General features: G+C 69.1%; 15 protein-coding genes. 9 read left to right on the top strand and 6 right to left on the bottom strand.

Features of this window, described 5'->3' with window-relative positions:
- Positions 1-119: 119 nt before the first annotated feature.
- On the top strand, positions 120-617 hold the full coding sequence (locus AC069I_RS40470) for a pyridoxamine 5'-phosphate oxidase family protein (RefSeq protein ID WP_478267734.1): 498 nt from the start codon (positions 120-122) through the stop codon (positions 615-617).
- On the opposite strand, the gene AC069I_RS40465 is transcribed toward AC069I_RS40470, so the two are convergent.
- From AC069I_RS40465 to AC069I_RS40455, 3 genes are read right to left on the bottom strand one after another with little or no spacing between them, the layout of a single operon-like run.
- Complete coding sequence (locus AC069I_RS40465) at positions 607-981, bottom strand: MerR family transcriptional regulator (RefSeq protein ID WP_340682026.1); 375 nt, start codon at positions 979-981, stop codon at positions 607-609. The genes AC069I_RS40470 and AC069I_RS40465 overlap by 11 nt on opposite strands.
- A complete protein-coding gene (locus AC069I_RS40460) occupies positions 978-2,426 on the bottom strand; it encodes a DHA2 family efflux MFS transporter permease subunit (RefSeq protein ID WP_478267733.1) in 1,449 nt (482 codons plus the stop codon). Before AC069I_RS40460 ends, AC069I_RS40465 begins: the two co-directional genes overlap by 4 nt.
- Positions 2,423-3,007, bottom strand: coding sequence for an NADPH-dependent FMN reductase (locus tag AC069I_RS40455; protein WP_340682024.1), 585 nt, complete (start codon positions 3,005-3,007; stop codon positions 2,423-2,425). Before AC069I_RS40455 ends, AC069I_RS40460 begins: the two co-directional genes overlap by 4 nt.
- Positions 3,008-3,127: 120 nt before the next feature.
- Between AC069I_RS40455 and AC069I_RS40450 the strand changes: the two genes are divergently transcribed.
- The 5 genes from AC069I_RS40450 (at position 3,128) to AC069I_RS40430 (ending at position 5,942) form a co-directional block, all read left to right on the top strand.
- Positions 3,128-4,132, top strand: a complete 1,005-nt coding sequence (locus AC069I_RS40450) for a hypothetical protein (RefSeq protein WP_478267732.1) — start codon at positions 3,128-3,130, stop codon at positions 4,130-4,132.
- 32 nt (positions 4,133-4,164) lie between these two features.
- Positions 4,165-4,551: a VOC family protein gene (locus AC069I_RS40445; protein ID WP_478228852.1), complete on the top strand. Its 387-nt coding sequence runs from the start codon at positions 4,165-4,167 to the stop codon at positions 4,549-4,551.
- Positions 4,551-4,868 carry a metalloregulator ArsR/SmtB family transcription factor gene (locus AC069I_RS40440; protein ID WP_007034535.1) on the top strand — a complete coding sequence of 106 codons (318 nt, stop codon included), beginning with the start codon at positions 4,551-4,553 and terminating at the stop codon, positions 4,866-4,868. Before AC069I_RS40445 ends, AC069I_RS40440 begins: the two co-directional genes overlap by 1 nt.
- 20 nt (positions 4,869-4,888) lie before the next feature.
- Positions 4,889-5,305: an SRPBCC family protein gene (locus AC069I_RS40435; protein WP_340682020.1), complete on the top strand. Its 417-nt coding sequence runs from the start codon at positions 4,889-4,891 to the stop codon at positions 5,303-5,305.
- 64 nt (positions 5,306-5,369) lie between these two features.
- Positions 5,370-5,942, top strand: coding sequence for a TetR/AcrR family transcriptional regulator (locus AC069I_RS40430; protein WP_478228851.1), 573 nt, complete (start codon positions 5,370-5,372; stop codon positions 5,940-5,942).
- Here AC069I_RS40430 and AC069I_RS40425 read toward each other — a convergent pair.
- The 3 genes from AC069I_RS40425 to AC069I_RS40415 form a co-directional block, all read right to left on the bottom strand.
- Positions 5,933-6,691 carry an SGNH/GDSL hydrolase family protein gene (locus tag AC069I_RS40425; RefSeq protein ID WP_478228850.1) on the bottom strand — a complete coding sequence of 253 codons (759 nt, stop codon included), beginning with the start codon at positions 6,689-6,691 and terminating at the stop codon, positions 5,933-5,935. The two genes, AC069I_RS40430 and AC069I_RS40425, sit on opposite strands and share 10 nt — an antisense overlap.
- Positions 6,692-6,856: 165 nt before the next feature.
- The gene (locus AC069I_RS40420) at positions 6,857-7,078 is read right to left on the bottom strand and encodes a hypothetical protein (protein WP_478228849.1); all 222 of its coding nucleotides are present in this window, start codon (positions 7,076-7,078) and stop codon (positions 6,857-6,859) included.
- A gap of 494 nt (positions 7,079-7,572) precedes the next feature.
- Positions 7,573-9,045, bottom strand: a complete 1,473-nt coding sequence (locus tag AC069I_RS40415; RefSeq protein ID WP_478228848.1) for an alpha/beta hydrolase — start codon at positions 9,043-9,045, stop codon at positions 7,573-7,575.
- Between the two features lie 129 nt (positions 9,046-9,174).
- On the opposite strand from AC069I_RS40415, the gene AC069I_RS40410 reads away from it, so the two are divergent.
- The 3 genes from AC069I_RS40410 to AC069I_RS40400 all read left to right on the top strand — a co-directional run bounded on the left by AC069I_RS40410 (position 9,175) and on the right by AC069I_RS40400 (position 15,018).
- Positions 9,175-9,897, top strand: a complete 723-nt coding sequence (locus AC069I_RS40410; protein ID WP_478228847.1) for a helix-turn-helix domain-containing protein — start codon at positions 9,175-9,177, stop codon at positions 9,895-9,897.
- 2 nt (positions 9,898-9,899) lie between these two features.
- Positions 9,900-10,562: a hypothetical protein gene (locus AC069I_RS40405; RefSeq protein ID WP_478228846.1), complete on the top strand. Its 663-nt coding sequence runs from the start codon at positions 9,900-9,902 to the stop codon at positions 10,560-10,562.
- Between the two features lie 79 nt (positions 10,563-10,641).
- Entirely contained in the window at positions 10,642-15,018 is a 4,377-nt protein-coding gene (locus AC069I_RS40400; protein WP_478267731.1) for an HAD-IC family P-type ATPase, read from the top strand.
- Positions 15,019-15,211 lie beyond the last annotated feature (193 nt).

Below are 15,211 nucleotides of genomic sequence, written 5' to 3'. Positions count from 1 at the left end.
GGTGGCCGCATAGGTAGTGAAGGCCTCCATCGTTACCTTCAGGGTAGGCAAGGAGGCCTTCACGGACTCGTTCGCGGGGGCGAAACCTCGTCGTCACTGGACCTCGATCGCGGTCGAGAGTGCAGGGTGAGGTGATGGACCGATCGATTCTTGCGGTACAAGACTTCCTCCACGAACCGCGTCTGCCTGCCAGCGTCGCCGCAACCACCGGCCGCGGGAATCCGGCATTGGCGATGATGTGGTTCGTGGCCGAGGAGAGCCGGTTGTGGTTCCACACCCCGGTGTCCGACGGCCGGCCGTCGCCGTTCTTGGCCGCGGCCCGCGACAATCGCGAGGTCGCGGTCATGATCGCGACCTTCGACCCACCCGATGACGTCCGTCAGGTCCGCATGACCGGTCCCGCGAGACTGGAAGTCAAAGATATGGCCCGGATTCGACGCATCTACGAGCGCTACATCCCCGCCTGGTCGGCGGACTGGGCGGATCATGCCGCGTCGCCTGACGCGCGGCTGTGGTCGATGTCCCCTGACCGGGGTATGGCCGTGGCCTACCCCGGTCTCGAGAACCGTCCTGTGTTCCGCTGGTCGAGCGCGGCGGAAGGACCGTTCAACTCCTGAGGAACTCGAGTGTCCGGTACTCGTCGACCACCGAGGTGAGCTCGGCGATACGAGCCTGCCCGGCGTCGATGAGCCGTTGCCCCGCCCGCGACCACTGTTCGAGATCGGGGGACATCGGCGGGATCTCGGCCAGGATCTCCGCGCTTTCGGCGAGGCTGAGCCCGACCCGCTGGGCGGCGACCGCGAGCCGGATCCGGCAGATGGCGTCGATCGTGAACCGGCGTGCGTTGCCCGCTGTCCGCTCCGCGGTGATGACGCGGTAGCGCTCGTAGTACCGGACCGCGTTCGCCGAGACCCCGGCTTTGCTCGCGACCTCGCTGACGGTCAGCCGGGCATCGAGCGGGGACAGTGTCGACGTCGTCATGCTGCGCTCCGTACCGTGGTGGGTTCCGTCGTCGGGGCGGGGCGTGTCCGCAGCCTGACCACCAGGGCGAGCACCATGATCGCGAGGACTCCGACGAGAGTCAGACGATACGCGTCGACGATCTCCTCGGTGAGCATCGAGCCCGCCGACGGATCGCTCAGCGCGGCGAGACCCTGTCCAGCGGTGGCGGACGCGATCAGCCCGGTGAACACCGCGCTCACCACCGCGGTGCCGACCGCGCTCGCGATGGTGCTGGCCAAGGGGAGGATCGCGGAACCGGATGCGAGATCCGGCCCCCGCAGTTCGCGGCCGGCGCTCACGATGGTGGGCATCATGATCGCTCCGGTACCCGCTCCCTGGAACACTCCCAAGATCCCCAGCACGAGGTACGGGGTGTCCGGCGTGAGGACGAGCACCGTCAGAGCGGTCGAGACGATCGCCAGGCTCAGTCCCGTCCCGACGACGATCCTCGGACCGAAGCGTTCCAGGACGCGGGCGGCGAACTGGATGGTGATGCCCATCCCGATCGCTCCGGGGACCATCATCAGCGCGCTGGTCAGGGCCGAGTCGCCGCGCATCACCTGAATGTAGGCGGGCATCAGCAGCATCGAGCCGAAGTAGGGCGCGGCGTACAGGACGAGGACGGCGGTGTTGCGGCCGAAGGTCCGGTCGCGCAGGAGCCGGACGTTCAGAAGCGGCGCGTGATGACCCCATGACCTCCGGATGAACACGGCCATGAGCACCAGCCCGGCGGCGACGATGCCCGACCGGACGTCCACGCCGAGCGTCTCTTCGCTGAAGCCGTACGCCACCGCGACCACGCCGGGGACGAGCAGCAGGCCGCCGGCGAAATCGATCGGAGCGCGTTCCGCCGAAGGAGTATCGGCGGGCACCCAGCGCAGCACCCCTACGACGGCGAGCAGAGCCGGGGGGACGGTGATGAAGAACAGCGCCCGCCACGACAGGCTGTCCAGCAGGATCCCGCCGAGCATCGGGCCGAGGATCGGCCCGATCAGCAACGGAAGACCGGTGATCGCGGTCATCCGGCTCCGGCGCTCCGGGGCCACCGTGCCGAAGCCGATGGTCATGCCCAAGGGATTGATCAGGCCACCGGCGAGGCCCTGCATCGCTCGTGCGGCGATCAGCCAACCCAGATCACCGGCGGCTCCGGCCGCCGCGGACGCCACCGCGAACACGAGCAGCGCGGCCAGATACACCCGGCGCGCTCCCCACCGCAGCGCGAAGGTCGCGGCGAGCGGCATCGCCGCGACCATGCCGAGCGCGTATGCGGTCACGATCCACTGGATCGTGGTGAGGGACGCGGAAAAGGTCGTCATGAACCGCGGCAGCGCGACGGCGACGATCGTGGTGTCGAGAACGGCCATCAAGCCGCCGAGCGCGATCACCGCCGCGATACGCAGTTCATGTGCGGTCAGGCGGTTCATGCCGCACTCACCTGATCCGCGACGCGTCCGGCGCGCAGGGTGCGGGCCCACCAGGTCAGTTCGGTCATCGTCGCTACCAGCGCGCCGCGTTCGCCTTCGGTGCCCTCGTAGCCGTTCGGACCGAGCCGGGTCCACGGCGCGTTCAGCAGGACCGCGTCGCGGATCGTGGTCGCCCGCAGCTCGGGGAAGATCAGCCGCAGCTGCTCGATCGCGCGGATGCCGCCCGAACCCGCGCCGTAACCGACGAACCCGACGGGCTTGTACGCCCATTCCGTGAAGTGCCAGTCGATCGCGTTCTTCAGCGCCGCCGGGAAACTGTGGTTGTACTCCGGGGTGACGACGAGGTAGGCGTCAGCCGCGCGCAGCCTGTCGCTGATCACCGTCCGGGTGCCGCCGGGCCGCGTTCCCTGCAGCGGGAGATCGACGTCGGCGAGGTCGATCGGGTCGACTTCCAGGCCGTCGATCGCGGCGAGTTCGGCCAGCAGCCAGCCCGTGATGGCGTCGGCGAAGCGTTCGTGGCGGACACTGCCGATGATCACGGCGAGGCGAACGGGGGACTGGGCGGTGGTTTCTTTGCTCATGACGAAGACGCTAAAAGTTCGTCCATAGGTGAACTCAAGCTCTTGCGTCCCTGGTCACGAACCCTGGACCTCTATTTAGGTCGAGGTTGTAGCGCTGCCGGTGTGGTATGTCTTTCGGTCATGGATCACCTCGACGATGACCCGGATGACCTGGCGAAATGGGGTCTACACTGCTTTTGCCTCGGCGCGCGGAGCACTCCGCATCACGTTGTGAAGATGGATGACAACGGCCGTCTTCTCTTTCGCGCGCGTCTGGGCGTCAGTCGCACGGAACTGCGGCACCAGGGAATCGGCCCGCTGGACAGTCAGATCGCGCTTCTGCGGGCGTACCACCTCATCGCGGTCGAAGGTGATCGGCTGGTGACCACTTTTCCCGTGCTCGGTTCCCAGGAGACGGCCGCATTGCGCGGCCGGATGGCCGGCCTCGCTGACGTGATCGCGCCGGAAATCGCGGCCGACGTGTCCGCGTTCGCCGACGTCTTGGCCGGTCGGGGACTGGCTCACTGTGTCTACGGGGTGCTCTTCGGATACGTGATCGATGGTCTCGTCTGGGACTGTCTCCGGTCGGACGGCTTACTTCCTTTCGGGGAGCTGAGTGTCGAACGTCCTTATTGGAATGGTGCCTTTTGGGCGGTCTACCCGCCGCGGGAGGGGGCTATGGGTACGAATGAAATCAAGGAAGCCGGGGCCGGATTGACGATGGTCTGGACGGACCCGACGGTCGAGTCCTTGAATCGGCTGGCCGAGTCTCCGGCGCTGCGCCCGGCTTTGCGCGCGGTCGGTCGTGGCGATCTTCCGCGCGCGACTCTCGTGGCAGGAGAAGGGCATACGTGGACGCTCGCCGGCGACGGCGCGTGGCCGACGATTCCGCTCATCAGGCGACGCGAGTCCGATCCCGTCCACGCGATCGGCCTGCGGATCGCGGCGAAGGTCGTCTCGGTGCTGCTGCGGGACATGCCGGAGCCCGATGTGGTCGTGGCCGCCCATGAGCTGATCTGGAACCTCATGGAAGCCTTGGAAGCGGCCGAAATCGTCCGGCGACCGGCAGTGTTCGGCGGCTCCCAGGCGACTCCTGACGCTCTTGGTGCCCAGATGTTCCTTGTCGTCGATGGTGGCACGAGTTGACATGTAGGAAATCTCCTACGTATGGTCACGGTATGAACATCGACCGCATCCAGTTCCTCACCGTGCCGGTCTCCGATCAGGCGAAGGCGCGGGACTTCTACGTCGGCAAGCTGGGGTTCGACCTGCTCGTCGACGTCAGTGGCCCGCACGGTCCGTTCGTCATGGTCGGCCCCAAGGGGGCGGACACCGGGATCGTCCTCGTGGACCGCGCCGTCGGCGACCTGGACCCTGACACACGCGTGCACTTCCAGCTGAGCACCACCGACATTGATGCCGACATCGCGGAACTCCGTACTCAAGGCGTCGAGGTCGGGGACGCGGAGGAGATGCCGTGGGGTCGCGTGACCTCCCTGAAAGACGCCGACGGCAACGCGATGGGACTACTCGAACCCTCGGGTTACGGGAACTGGCCGCGCTAGTGCCGGTCAACGACGACGTTTTCGCCGCGCTCGCCAACCCGGCCCGCCGCGAAGTTCTCGGCATCCTTCTCGACGGCCCACGAGCGGCGGGGGAGATCGCCGAACGGTTCGACATGCGGCGGCCGAGCCTGTCGGAACACCTTCGGGTGCTGCGTGAAGCCGGGCTCGTCCGCGAAGAGAGGCAGGGCCGCAACCGCGTCTACTCTCTTGAGGCCGCGCCGCTGCAAGAGGTCTCCGACTGGCTTTCGCCGTACGAGCGGTACTGGCGCGGCAAACTGGGCAACCTGCGCGAACTGCTGGACGAGGAGGACTTCTGAACGACGAGGATCCTACGGCCGTGCACGTCGACCAGTTCCTGGCGCATCCTCCGCGCAAGGTGTGGCGCGCGCTGACCGAACCGCAGCTGCTCGAACGCTGGCTGCGGATGCCGAACGACATCAAACCCGTTGTGGGACATCGGTTCGAACTGCTCGCCGACCCGGTTCCCGCCGCCGGGTTCGCGGGCGGCCCGGTCGCCTGCGAGGTGCTGGCCGTGGAGCCGGAGCGGTTGCTCAGCATCAGCTGGGGTCCGGAGTGGACGGTCACCTGGAGGCTCGAACCCGAGGGGCGTGGGACGCGGCTGTTCCTCAGCCACGAGGGCTTCGACCCGGACGACGAGTTCCAGCGGATGTCGCGCCGGATCATGGGCGGTGGCTGGCGCACCGGAGTCCCGAAGGCGCTGGCGCGCGTATTGGATGAGATGCCGGACGGCTAAAAGCGGACGTGTCTTGCCCGGTACCTCTGCTGTACCCCTCGACAACGGGTCTAGGATCCCCGCTGTGACGGACGAGAAACCGCTCCGAGCCGATGCCCGCCGTAACCGCACGCGGGTGTTGGAGGCCGCGGAGCGCGTCTTCACGGCCAAAGGCACCAGTGCGCCGACCGAAGAAGTCGCCCGCGAAGCAGGCGTCGGGGTGGGCACTGTATTCCGGCACTTTCCGACGAAGGAAGCGCTGCTGGAGGCTGTGCTCTTCGCGCGTCTGCACCGCTTCGTCGACGAAGCGGAGGCCACGGTGGCCGTCGAGTCGCCCGACCCTGGTGCCACGTTCTTCGGCTTCCTGACCGGCTGGATCGAGATGGCGGGTGCCAAGAACGCCTATTTCGAAGCGCTGTCAGCGGCCGGGGTCACTGTCCCGCAGGCCGGGTCCGTCATCGGCGCGCGGCTGAAAGACGCACTCGGCGTCCTGCTGGGCAGGGCACAGGACACTGGCGACGTCCGCAAAGACATCGGCGTCGACGAACTGATCGCGGTGATCATCGGAACGGCGAAGGCGGCGGAGCATGCCGGGCCCGAATTCCGGGCCCGGACGATCTGCGTCCTCTTCGACGGGCTTCGGCCGCGTCAGGCGTAGGGTTCCATCGTCGGCCGCTTCGGCGCGAGCGAGTCGCCCGAAGACTCCCCACGCAGCCTGCGTTTGATCCACGGGACAGCGTGCTCCTTGCCCCACTGGAGGTTCTCGGTGCGCCGCGCTTGCGGGCTCAGCAGCGGCCGCGGTCCGAGTTCGGCGGGCCTCAGCTTGTGCGGTTCGCCGAGAGCTTCGAGGACGGCGATGGCGATCTCGTTGTGCCCCAACGAGTTCAGGTGCAAGCGGTCGGGAGCCCACAGCCGCCTGTCCCGCAGCTGCCGCATCGCCCACATGTCCACCAGCAGTGCCCCGTGCCGCGCCGCGATGCCGCGGACGTGCTCGTTGTAGATCGCGACCCGACCCCGAATCGTGCGGAACAACGCGTCCTCGACCCCGTCGACACCGGTGAAGAGGATGACCCGCGCACCCGTGGCGACCACCTTGCCGACCGCGGCGTCGTAGTCGTCGATGAGGGCGTCGATGTCGACCTTCGGCCGCATCAGGTCGTTGCCGCCGGCGTACAGCGTCACGAGATCCGGGTTCAGCGCGAGTGCCGGGTCGAGTTGCTCGGCGAGAACCTGCCCGAGGAGCTTGCCGCGGATCGCGAGGTTCGCGTAACGGAAGTCCTGGTGGTTGGCCGCGAGGGTACTCGCGACGCGGTCGGCCCAGCCCCGGACGCCGTTGGGCGATGACGGGTCTTCGTCACCGACACCCTCGGTGAAGGAGTCTCCGAGACTGACTAAGCGCTTGCTCATACCAGGATGCTACCCAGACCGGTGCGCTGGGTCTGGCAGCCCCCTCCTCGGCGTAACGCGGTCCCTTTTGCCCGCCCAAGCCCAGCGGTATCGTCAGGCGAAAGCGACCGTGGCGGGAGCTGAATTGCTGGACATCATCGGTCTGAGCGAAATCGACGTCGAGGTCTACGACGCGTTCGCCGGTACCGGTTCGATGACCGTCGCCGAAATCCGGCAGCGAACCGGGTTGCCCGGCCCGGCCGAGGCGTATTCGGCGGTGCGACCGGAGATCGCGCTGGAGGCGATGCTCCGGCAGAAGGAGCGGGAACTCGCGAGTGCGCGGTTGGTCGCCGACCGGTTGCGTGAGCGGTACCGGGCGACGTCCGGTGAACGCCCGGTCGACCTCATCGAGGTGATCCACGGGAACACGCTCATCGCCGACCGGGGCCGATCAGCTGCTGCGCTCTGCCGAGTAGGAGGTCGCCTTCGTCAACAAACCTCCGTACGCACAACCGCCGAGTGTGCTGCATCCGCCGAACGTGACCTCCTGAGCCGGGGTGTGCGGTTCCGCGGGGTTTACGAGCGCAGCACGCTGGAACCGCACGATCTGTCATCCGACATCGAGGCGTGTCTCTCCCTCGGCGAAGAGGCCCGCGTGGTCACCACCGCCCGGCTGAAGATGATCGTGGTCGACCGCAGACTGGGACTGGTGCCGCTGCGTTCCGATCTCCCCGAAGTCGGCACGGCCTTGGTGATCCAGCCGTGCGCTCTGCTCGACGCGCTCAGCGCGGTCTTCGCTTTCCTTCGGCAGACAGGGCTTTACCGCGGTTCGGCGATCACCGGGACCCGTCGTGCCCGGAGCAAAAGGGCCCAGGACCGCGCCTGGGCCCTCCCGCTGTCGATCACCTGCAGAACACGTCGCGCTTCGGCAGCTTCCCGGAGATCAGGAAGTTCGTCGTGGTGTTCAGCGCGCAGGCGTTGCCGCCGAGGACGTACACGCCGTGGCCGTCGGCGTCCACGGTCACCAGCCGCGACCGGTCACCGAACTTCTCGTCGATCAGCTGCCCGCCCCGCAGCGGTGTCGCGGGGTCCCGCCGATTCTGGACGACCAGCACGTTCTCCGGCCCCTTGTCCTTGACCGCCACCGGGGGTTCGGCCGGTGCGTAAGGCCAGAACGCGCACGGCAGGATGTTCGCTCCGGCGGCGCCGAAGAGGGGGTACCGCTCGCGGTCTTCGGCCACGCCCCGCTGATAGGTGCGCATTTCCGATGGCCACGCGACGTCATTGCACGTCACCGCGAGGAACACCGACCACGCGTTGTCCGTCGGCGACGGCGTGGCCGCCAGGGACAGGCGCTTCGCTTCGGCGGCGACGCGTTCCGCCGCCGCCTTGTCGCCGTCACGGACCGACTGCCACCACTGCGCGGTCTGCCCGTACCGCGTCTTCCCGTAAAGGCCCGCGAAGGTGGCCAGCCGGAACAAACGCCCGTCGAGGCCGTTCACCGCGGTCTTGTCGAGCTTCTCCGCGAGCGCGAAGTACGTCCTGCGCACTTCGGCGGCTGTACGGCCGAGGCCGTACGACTCATGCCGTGCCGCCACCCACTTCGCGAAGTCCGGGAAGGTCTCCTCGGCGCCGAGCCCGAACCTGCGCAGCCCCTCGCGGTTGAGGTGGGTGTCGCCGACGTTGCTGTCGAGCACCACCCGGTCGGACTTCTCGGGGAACATCGACGCGTACGCCGCACCGAGCGCGGAACCGTACGAGTACCCCAGAAAACTGGCCTTCTCCTCGCCGAGCGCGGCCCGGATCCGGTCGAGGTCCCTCGCCATGTTCGCCGTGGAGATGTGCCGCAGCCTGCCGTCCTTGTCGTTCGCGGCGCACTGCGCGGCCACGCCTTTCGCGATCTTCGCCTGTTCGGCGACGGCCGCTTCGTCCACCGCGTACGGCGGGATGTTGCCCAGGTACTCCTGCTCCGCTGTGAATCCGCAGCTCACCGGCGTCGAGTGCCCGATGCCTCTGGTGTCCATGCCGATCACGTCGTAGGCGTCCAGGACACTCGCGGGCATGCCGTGCGAGGCCAGATCAGCGGGGAACGACAGCCCAGGCCCACCCGGGCCGCCCGGGTTCAGCATGAGCACGCCTCGCCGCGCCGCCGGTTTCGTGCTGGCCAGCCGGGAGATCATGACGTCGATCCGCTCGCCCTCCGGCATCCGGTAGTCCAGTGGCACCGGCACGGTGGCGCACTGCAGCACGATGCCTGCAGGTACCACCACGTCCTCGGGACACGCGGCCCACGCCAGGCCTTGCGCGGGTTCGGCCGCCCCGGCGGGCGCCGTGAACAGCGGCGCCGTGAGGCCGAGCAGCACCGCCAGGGCCACAACTCGATTCCGTCTCATCATCTTTCCCCGATCTTGGTGTGATCACCGACGGTGTATTCGAGGCCGTGCCCTCGGGGCATGGTCAAGCCGCTTGACCATGCCCCTGGGGCACGGTGTCCAATGCGGGGGATGTCCTGGAGCACACGGGAGCTGGCGGAACTGGCCGGCACGACGCTGAAGACCGTCCGCTACTACCACCGGATCGGGTTACTCGACGAGCCGGAAAGAGCACACAACGGGTACAAACGGTATCGCGTCGAGCATTTGGTCCGGTTGCTGCGGATCCGGCGGCTGGTGGACCTGGGTGTGCCGCTGTCCGAAATCCCGGCGATGGCGGACTCGGACGAACGCGCGGAGCAGACGCTGCGCGCGCTGGACGAGGAACTGCGGGCGAGTATCGAGCGGCAGCAGCGGATGCGCGACGAATTGGCCTTGATCCTGCGCCGCCGCAGCCTGGTGGACCTGCCACCGGGCTTCGACGGGAACGTCGAGGGCATGACGGAGGAGGAACGGTCGTTGATGATGATCTTTTCGACCGTGCTGGACCCGGCCACGATGGCTTCGCTGCACGCGCTCCAACCGGCGTCCCGGCCCGCCGTCCAGACGGAGTTCGACGAACTGCCCGCGGACGCCGACGACGCGACGAGGCAGCGCATCGCCGAGGCCCTCGCGCCGGTCGCCCGCGACCAGTACGAAGCCCAGCCCGGGTTGCTGGACGCGAAGACGTGGAAGGCCCTCACCAAACCGGTCGTCCTCCACGGCGTGGTGGATCTGTACAACCCGGCCCAGCTCGACGTTCTGCAGCGCGTGAACGCCCTGCTCGACCTCAACCCACCGGAAGCGACGTCCTGACCATGGTCAAGAAACTCAAACGACGGTGGCAGCTCTCCAGGGTCAGGTCCGGGGACGGATCCGCGCTGGCCGAGTACCGCCGATGGCAGCTGTTCTCCCGTTCGCTGTTCTTCCTCGATCTCGAAGCACACGTCTACGCGGTCGACGTCCGGTACCTCGCCGACGCCAAAACCCGGAAGCAGCACGAGGACGCGGTCGGGAAAAGCCCCGCCGCGCTGTACCGGGACGGTGTCCAGCTCTTCCGGTCCAACCTTCCCGCGGCGTTCCCCGTGCCGGGAGGTGTCATCGAAGTCGCCACCAGCGCGGTCGGGCTGAAGCGCATGCACTTCGTCCCCGACCACGGCGGCGAGCGAGCACTGCGTCCTCACCCTCGTTCGCAGGAAGGACTGCGGGCGAGGTTCGGACGGCGGTTCCCCCGTACCAGTGCCGCGATCGGCGCGGTCTCGCTCGTATTCCTGCTGATCGCGCTCGTCGTGGGTCTGCTCCAAGGCGCGGAGGCCGTCACGAAGATCCCCGTCGTCGCCGAACACGTCGGCACGTTCACTTCGCCGGTACCGCTGCCGCAGTGGGCGAAGATCACTCTCGGGGTGGCGGGATTCTTCTCCGCCCTCGAACGCGCGCTGAGGCTCCGGTACAACCGGTTGATCGACTCCGTCACCTCTTGAGGCGGAAAGGGGATTCGACCTTCCGGCACGCGGGTACTCGGTGAGATCCACAAGGCACCGAGCGCGAGGAGGATTCCGCATGCGGCGGACGGACCTGGAGACCGTGGACGTGCTGGGTGTCGCCTTCCCCAAACCGTCGCGGACGCTGGGGCGGGTCGCCCGGGGGCTGGCCGGGCTGGCACTTCTGCCGCTGGAGGGAATCCCGGGACGCGGACCGCGGCGGGCGGTCTGGTCGTGTCCCGGCAGGCTCTACATCGAGACGCACGGCGTGAAAGGGCCGAACGGCGCCCACGTCGCCCGGCGGGTGGAACGAGCCTTGACGGAGATCCCCGGTGTGCGATGGGCGCAGGTGAACGCGCCGACGTCGCGAGTCGTCGTCGCGGTCGGGGCTCCGGGACCCCGGCGTCTGGAGCTGATCCGCGCGGTCGAACGAGCCGAGGCGGAGCCCGCTTCCGAAGCCGAGCTGGTCGAGGAGGACGAACTGCACCATCCGGCGGACGGCACCACGGCGACCCGGCTGCCCTCCACACTCGCGGCGGACGCCGCGGGATTGATGCTGTCGGTGGCTTCGAAGATCATGCCGTGGGCTCCGTTGCCGACGGAGGTCGCGGCACTGGCGTCACTCGTCGACCTGCACCCGCGGTTGCGTGCCTTGGCGGACCGGAAGCTGCGCGGACGGGAAAGGGCGGATTCGGCCACCTCCATCGGTGCGGCGCTGGTCCACGGACTCGCGGCCCGCAGCGAGGGGACGGTCCTGGACATCATGGTCCGCGGCACCCAATGGCGGGAAGCCAAGGCGCACCAGCGGGCCTGGTGCGAGGCCGAGTCCAGGCTGGTCGGACAGCGCGAGCACGCCGGCGCGGACTCGGTGGTGAGCGAACGACCACGGCCGCTTCCGGAAAGTGCCGCCGATCGTCACGCCCGCCGGTCCATCACCGCCGGAGCCGCGGCCGCCGCGGCGACCCTGCCGTTCGTCGGGCCGAGGCGCGCCGCCGCGGTCGGGATCTCCGCGTTGCCCAAGGCCCCGTCCAACGGCGCGGCCGCCTATTCCGCCCAGCTGGGCCAAGTCCTCGCCAGGCGCGGCGCGCTGGTGATGGACCGGTCCGTGCTGCGCGGGCTCGACCTGCTCGACACGATCGTCATCGACACCACGGCGCTCGGTGCGGGGGCGAACGTCCTCAGCGATCTGGTCCCGTTTCCCGGTGGTGACCCCGTGGACCTGACGGCTGCCGCTTTCGCGTTATTCGACCCGGAGAAACCCGAGGTGGTCCGGCGGGACGGCGAGTGGACGCTCGGGCCGGTCGAAGACCTGGACGGTGGCGAAGGATTCCCCGACCGGCAGCGGATGCTGGACCAGGGCGCCCACATGGTGCTTGGGCTGGTCCGTGACGGGAATCCGGCGGGACTGCTCGCCGTCACGCAGGAGCGCTCACCCGACGTGGACGCGTTGGCTTCCGCGGCCGAGGCCACCGGGGTGCGGGTGGTCCAGACCGACGGTGAGGAGGTACTCGACGCCGTCCGCGAACTCCAGGCGGACGGACGTGTGGTCATGCTGGTCTCCGATGATCGCCGGGCGCTGGGGGCGTCCGACTGCGGAGTCGGCGTGCACGAGGACGGGACCCCACCGCCGTGGGGCGCGCATGTGCTGATCGGCCGCGACATCGGCACGGCCGTCCTGCTCGTCGAGGCGATCACCGCCGCCAAAGCGGTCGTCCGTGACTCGACGATGTTCGCGACCGCGGCCAGCGGAATCGGTGGCGTGACCGCGCTCAGCGCCCGGCGCAGGCCCGCCGCGAGCGGGCTTCGCGCGGTGAACGCCGGGGCGCTCATGGCTTTCGGTGACGGGATCTGGCGCGCCCGCACTCTCACCGGCGAGCGGAAGGCTCCTTCCTCGGGCCGTGTGGCGCCGCCATGGCACCTGATGCCGCCGGACGTCGTGCTCGACCGGCTCGGTTCGGGCCCGCGTGGTCTGGACGAGCGCGAGGCCCGGCGGCGGGCGCCCGCCGATCGCGCGGGCGGCGAAGGCAACGTGGGCACGAGCATCGCGAAGGCGTTCATGGCCGAGCTCGCCAACCCGCTGACCCCGGTACTGGCCGGTGGCGCGGCGGTTTCGGCCGCGGTGGGCTCTCCGGTCGACGCCGCGCTGGTCGCCGGAATCGTCGGGGTGTCGGCGCTGATCGGCAGCGCGCAGCAGGTGCACACCGACCGCGCCCTCGCCGGGCTCTTCGAACGGTCCGCGACGGTGACCACCGTCGTGCGTGACGGTGCCGAGCGGCAGATCGTCGCCGACGCGCTGGTGCTGGGTGACGTCGTGTCGCTGCGGTCCGGCGACGTCGTACCCGCGGACTGCCGGGTGCTCGAGACGACCGGCGCGGAACTCGACGAGTCCTCGTTGACAGGGGAGTCGTTGCCGGTACCGAAGACCCCGGCGCCGGTCGTGGCCGCGGAACTCGCCGAGCGGGCGTCGATGCTGTACGAGGGCACCACGGTCGCCGCGGGCAAGGTGTCCGCCGTCGTCGTGGCGACCGGAGACGAGACCGAGGTCGGACGGGGGATGGCCGCCGCACGAGGTGCCGCCCCAGAGACCGGCGTCGAAGCACGGCTCGCGTCGCTCACCGAACAAGCCTTGCCGGTCGCGGCCGGCTCGGCGGCCGCCGTCGCGGGCGCCGGGCTCATCCGTGGCGTACCGCTGCGGCAAAGTGTCGGGGCGGCGGTGAACCTCGCGGTCGCTTCGGTGCCGGAAGGCCTGCCGTTCCTGGTGAACGCGGCCCAGCTGGCGGCCGCTCGACGGCTCGCCCGACACGGCGCGCTCGTCCGTAATCCGCGGACCATCGAAGCGCTCGGGAGGGTCGACGTCCTCTGTTTCGACAAGACCGGCACCCTCACCGAAGGCAAGCTGAGCGTCAACCGGATCGACGACGGCAGGACCACCGCCTCGGTGAGCCGGCTGCGGAAGAGCCACCGGTCGGTGCTGGCCGCCGCCGTCCGCGCGACGCCCCGGGCGGAGAACCCCGAGAAGCTGCCGCATCACACGGATCAAGCCGTGCTCGAAGGCGGCATCACCGCGGGCGTGGACGCCGGCGGCTGGGAGAAGACGGGCGCCGTCCCGTTCGAGCCGTCGCGGGGATTCCACGCGACCAACGGGAAACTCGGCGAACGGCACGTGGTGTGCGTCAAGGGCGCACCGGAGACCGTCCTTCCGCTGTGCACCAGGCACGGCGATCGGCCGATGAGTGTGGGTGTCCGGAGCAGGCTGGAGAAGCGGGTCGGCCGCCTGGCCGCTGCCGGGCACCGCGTCCTCGCCGTCGCCGAGCGCACGGTGTCCACAAAGGACCTTTCGGAGGACGACGTCGCCGATCTCCGGTTGCTCGGCTTCATCGCCTTGGCGGATCCGGTGCGCGACAGTGCCGCACCGGCGGCGGATCGGCTTCGCGAGGCCGGAGTGCGCACGGTGATGATCACCGGCGATCATCCGGCCACCGGCGAGGCCGTCTCAGAGGAGATCACCGGCCGCAACGGCGACACCAAGGTGCTCACCGGCGCGAGGATCGAGGAACTCGCCGACGAAGAGCTCGATCGCGAACTCGCCGACGTCGACGTGATCGCGCGGTGCAGCCCGGCGCAGAAGGTCCGGATCATCCAGGCGTACCAACGCGGTGGCCGGGTCGTCGCGATGACCGGTGACGGCGCGAACGACGCCCCGGCCATCCGGCTCGCCGACGTCGGGATCGCGCTCGGTCAGCGGGGTACGGCCGCGGCGAGGGCGGCCGCGGACCTCGTGGTGACCGACGACCGGCTGGAGACGATCGTCGCCGCGCTGGTGGAAGGCCGGGCGATGTGGGCGTCGGTCCGCGAGGCGCTCGGCATCCTGCTCGGCGGGAACCTGGGGGAGATCGCCTTCACCGTGCTCGGCTCGGCCGTCACCGGGCGTTCGCCGCTCACCGCCCGCCAGTTGCTGCTGATGAACCTCCTCACCGACCTGGCGCCCGCGCTGGCGATCGCGTTGAGCAGGCCGGACGGCGAGTCCGTGCCGGAGTTGCTGCGCGAAGGGCCCAGCGCGTCGCTCGGGAACGCTCTCCGGCGCGACATCACCACGCGGGCGGTGACCACGACACTCGGGGCATCCACCGCGTGGACCCTCGCGCGGCTGACCGGCAGGCGACGGCGGGCGAGCACGATCGCGCTCGTCTCCCTGATCGGTACCCAGCTCGGGCAGACGCTGGCCGTCGGCGGCCGGGACGGCACCGTCCTCGCCGCGGGGCTGGGCTCCGCCGCACTGCTGGCGATCCTGGTCCAGACTCCCGGGGTCAGCCAGTTCTTCGGATGCACGCCGCTCGGGCCGGTCGGCTGGGGGATCGCACTCGGCAGCGCCGGTACGGCGACCGTCGGCGGCCTGCTGCTCGGACGCCGCGAGGTCGAGGCTCCGGATCGTGTCCGTCCGCCCGAACTCGCGTGATTGAAGACCGAACTCGCGTGATTGAAGCCGTAACTCGCTGATCCGGCCCGAGACACGCGTGATGCGGCTTCAAACACGCGAGTTACGGCTCTAATCACGCGAGTTACGGCATCAGGCACATCTGTCGGCATCTTGACAGCCTGTGGCGTCGTTCATACATTCATACAAGCGTTGTCAAACTGTATGAATGACG

It is taken from the genome of Amycolatopsis sp. NPDC043885, assembly GCF_056435685.1.
The sequence above is the reverse complement of the archived record's forward strand: the minus strand, read 5'-3'. Positions and strand labels throughout refer to the sequence as shown.